5 protein-coding genes are annotated in these 4,170 nt (G+C 58.4%); all 5 read left to right on the forward strand.

What is annotated here, in order from left to right; genetic code table 11:
• The first annotated feature begins 62 nt into the window (after positions 1-62).
• Complete coding sequence (locus DWY51_RS09325; RefSeq protein WP_006235880.1) at positions 63-482, forward strand: PTS sugar transporter subunit IIA; 420 nt, start codon at positions 63-65, stop codon at positions 480-482.
• A 57-nt stretch (positions 483-539) separates the two neighbouring features.
• Positions 540-1,022, forward strand: coding sequence for a PTS sugar transporter subunit IIB (locus DWY51_RS09330; protein ID WP_055252644.1), 483 nt, complete (start codon positions 540-542; stop codon positions 1,020-1,022).
• Between the two features lie 294 nt (positions 1,023-1,316).
• Positions 1,317-2,090 carry a PTS sugar transporter subunit IIC gene (locus tag DWY51_RS09335; RefSeq protein ID WP_006235882.1) on the forward strand — a complete coding sequence of 258 codons (774 nt, stop codon included), beginning with the start codon at positions 1,317-1,319 and terminating at the stop codon, positions 2,088-2,090.
• Positions 2,080-2,904 (forward strand): PTS system mannose/fructose/sorbose family transporter subunit IID, encoded by an 825-nt coding sequence (locus DWY51_RS09340; protein ID WP_197032845.1) that lies wholly within the window; start codon positions 2,080-2,082, stop codon positions 2,902-2,904. The genes DWY51_RS09335 and DWY51_RS09340 overlap by 11 nt, the downstream gene beginning before the upstream one ends.
• A 112-nt stretch (positions 2,905-3,016) precedes the next feature.
• Positions 3,017-3,862, forward strand: coding sequence for a sugar phosphate isomerase/epimerase (locus DWY51_RS09345; RefSeq protein WP_117770651.1), 846 nt, complete (start codon positions 3,017-3,019; stop codon positions 3,860-3,862).
• The last annotated feature ends 308 nt before the right edge of the window (positions 3,863-4,170 follow it).

A 4,170-nucleotide genomic window follows, 5' to 3' on the forward strand; every position in this document is an offset into this window, starting at 1 on the left:
ACCTCAAGTACCGCCGCTACTACCACCAGTTCGACTACTAATTTCATTTGGGGGAAACCGCAATGAGGCAATACATCTTTGCCAGCCACGCGCATTTTGCGACCGGCATCAAAGAGAGCACCGAGCTGCTCTCGGGCGCGCGCGATAACGTCCACGACCTGTCGATGTTTGTCGACGGCCGCACCGACGTCGCCGAGGAGGCCGCCAAGCTCCTGGCGACCTTCGACCCCGCCGACGACGTAATCGTGTGCACCGACCTGTTTGGCGGCAGCGTCAACAACGAGTTCACCAAGATCGTCCAGACGCGCCCCAACACCTACCTGGTTGCCAACATGAATCTGCCGCTGCTGATCCAGCTGCTCTTTTCGGACCAGGAGGCTCCCGCCGATCAGGTTATCCGCGAGATCCTCGCGGCTGACGACACGCGCGTCAAGTTTGTCAACGACCTGCTGACCGATGCGGATGACGAGGAAGAGTTCTAGTCACCGCCTGCTATTAATGGGGCCGGGTTTCCGGCATGAGACCTTTGGGGGTCAATCATGATTCAACTGCTTCGCGTCGACCATCGTCTGCTTCATGGCCAGGTGGCCGTCTCTTGGGTCCAGGGCTTGGGCTCCGACTGCATCTTCTGCGTTGGCGACAAGGTTGCCAACGATCCCGTCTGGAAGACTACGCTCAAGATGGGAAAGCCGGCCAACGTCAAGCTCGTCATCAAGGACATGGAGCACGCCATCGAGGCCATCAACTCCGGTGTTACCGATAAGTACAAGATGATCATCTGCGTCGCCAGCATCGCCGAGGCCAAGCAGCTTGTCGACGGCTGCCCGCAGATCACCTCCATCAACCTGGGCAACACCAAGTCCAAGGACGAGCAGCGTCCCGATGCCCGTAAGATCTCCCGCCAGATCTTTGTGACTGCTGCCGAGGAAGAGGACATTCGTGAGCTCGTCGGCCGCGGTGTCGAGGTCGAGATTCGCGCTCTGGCCGACGACCCCAAGGTCGATGCCCTAAGCGCCCTCTAATTGGGAACCACGGGCGGCGCGCACGGCGCCGCCCCTATTCGTGGGCGTACCGGATAAACGCTTTACCCGTTACCCCCATCTACCGTTCACCGGGAGTACACGCCCGTTGAGCGATTGGTATTAAATAGTTTTCTCATGACTATATAATTGGTATCAAATCATTTGCACCGGTTTAGGTGTTAACAGCACACCGGTACAAGCTGGATCTGTCTAGGCGATTGTCGGCATGGAAAAGGGCGCGCTGACAAGTCGGGAATCGCCGCGCGGATCCAAGAGGGATCAAAGGGAGGAACAATGCTTGTTCAAGCGATCCTCATCGGACTTATCGCTGCCTTCGGTAAGCTCGATTATCAGCTCGGTACGCTCTATGCGTTCCGCCCGATCGTTCTGTGCCCGCTCGTCGGCATAGTCCTCGGGGACCTGCAGTCCGGCCTCGCCATCGGTGCGAGCCTCGAGCTGCTCTTCATGGGTTCAATCTCCATCGGCGCTTACGTGCCGCCCGATGAGTGTATTGGCGGTGTGCTCGCCTGCGCCTTCGCTATTCAGCTGGGTCAGAGCACCGAGGCCGCTATCGCGCTCGCGATGCCCATCGCCACTCTGTGCCTGGCCATTAAGAACGTCGTCAACGCCGGTATGCCCCTTCTGGTCGACCGTGCCGACGTCTTTGCCAGCAAGGGTAACCTCAAGGGTATCTACGCTATGCACTGGATTATCGGTCTCGTGATTGTCGTCCTGGCCTTTATCCTGTGCTCGGTCTCCTTCTATCTGGGTGCCGACGCTGTTCAGGGCCTGCTCGACTTCATCCCGACGTTCGTCCTCGATGGCTTTGGCGTCGCAGCCAACATCCTGCCTGCCATGGGCTTCGCCATGCTCGGCCGTCTGGTGCTTACCAAGCAGCTCGTGCCGTTCTACTTCCTGGGCTTCCTGCTGTGCTCCTATGCCAACGTGCCCGTCCTCGGCGTCGCCCTGATCGCAATCATCATCGGCATCGACAAGTACGACCTGCTGGGCCTTGGTGGCGCCCAGTCCCAGCTTTCTGTGGAAGGGGATGAGGACGATGACTTCTAATTCCGAGAACCAGATTACTCGCTCCGACCTCATTAAGAGCGCCGTGAACACCGGCGCCCTGGGCATGGAATTCTCCTGGACCTACTACAAGCAGATGAACATTGCCTTCTGCCTGATGGTCGCCAACATGCTCAAGAAGATCTATGCCGGCCGTCCCGATGATTACGCCGAGGCCTTGCACCGTCACAGCGCATTCTTCAACATCACCCCGCAGCTCGCTCCCTTCGTGGGTGGCATCGCGATGGCCATGGAAGAAAAGGTCGCTCGTGGCGAGGTTGAGCCCGAGAGCGTCAACGACATCAAGGCCGCCCTCATGGGTCCGCTTTCCGGCCTGGGTGACTCCTTCTTCCTGTCCACCCTGCGCGTCGTCGCCGCTGCCGTGGGCATCAGCCTGTGCCAGGCCGGCAACGTCTTTGGCCCCATCGCCTTCCTGCTCGTCTACAACATCCCGGCGTTCCTGATTCGTATCTTTGGCGCTATCAAGGGTTATGAGCTAGGCATTGGCTTCCTCGACGAGGCTCAGAAGACCGGCCTGATGCAAAAGATCATGGCCTGCGTCGGCATTGTCGGCGTTATGGTCGTCGGCGCCATGAGCAAGGACATGTTCTGGGCTTCGTTGCCCATCGCCATCGGTCAGGGCGACTCCGCCCAGACTCTCCAGGACATCCTGGACGGCATCATGCCCGGTATGCTCGGTATGGCCGCCTTCTGGCTCTACTACTGGCTGCTCTCCAAGAAGATCAACCCGATGGTCCTGATCCTCTGCACCATGGTCGTGGGCATTATCGGCGCTTACTTTGGCGTGCTTGCCTAATATGTTCGAATCGCGCTTCCATCGCGTCTAACGGTTGCGTCGATCTTTGGGGGGCTTGTCGCATCTGCGGCGGCCCCCTGTTTTTTAAAACTCCGTACGAAAGGGGAGGGCTATGGTCGTACCCGAGCTTTCGCTCATGAACATCAACCATCGTTACTACAGCATCGAGACGTTTTTTAAGGCTGCAGGTGAGGCCGGCTATCGCAATATCGAGCTGTGGACCGGCTCGATGCACCTGTATGTGGATTGCCATGAGCACGATTCGGTGGATAAGATTCGCGATCTTGCCGCCCAATACGGTATCAAGATCGTGTGCGTGTGCCCCGAGCAGAACAACCCCAAGCCGTGGAACGTCGCGGTGCGCGGTGAGGCGGGCCAAAAACGCATCCTCTCGTACTTTAAGAATGTGATCGACGTTGCCGTTGAGTTGGGCGTGCCGCAGATTCTGGTGACGAGTGGTTGGGCCTATCTGGACGAGCCGGCTGAGGACGCCTGGGCCCGCAGCGTTGCCATGCTGCGCTCGGTGTGCGACTACGCCGATACGCGCGGTATTCGCGTCGCGCTCGAGGCCCTGCAGCCGTCGGAGTCCGTGTTGGTCAACACCGCACAGGATGTCGCGCGCATCCTCGAGGCGGTCGATCGCCCCAACCTGAAGGCATGTATCGACTTTGGCGCCATGGAAGTTGCCGGCGACACAATCGACGGCTACTTTGAGGTTTTGGGCGACAAGATCGTTCACACCCACTTTGTCGATGTGGGCGGTGGCACGACGCATCTTGCCTGGGGCGACGGCGAGCGTGATATGCGTGCCGACCTCGAGGCACTCATGCGCCACGGCTATACGGGCTATGTCTCGGCCGAGACGTGTGACGGCCGCTACTATCAGGATCCGTCCAAGGCGACGACTCAGGTTATCGAGATGTATCGCCGTGTGACAGCGGAGATGGAAGCCGAATAACTAAACTGCGCGGTTGCGCCGGAAACGCTTGGGCGGGTCTGGCGCAACGCTTTTATAGCTGGCGAGTTGTGGGGAACCCGTTGGCAGTAGCGCTCGAAATAGACAACTATTGGCGTTGTAATACCACTCGGGCGAGGAAACCGACCGTTCGCCGCAAATCTCCGTGAGTTTGGATTGGTATTAAATAACAAGCAATCGTATGGCTATAATTGGTATCAGCAAGAAGCGCGATGTATAGAATTGCGCACATGTGATGGGAGGACACACATGAAGGAGACCGAGAAGATCGAGATCATGCACTTCGACCA

The sequence above is a fragment of the Collinsella sp. AF25-2LB genome (assembly GCF_003458415.1).
Classification (GTDB): domain Bacteria; phylum Actinomycetota; class Coriobacteriia; order Coriobacteriales; family Coriobacteriaceae; genus Collinsella.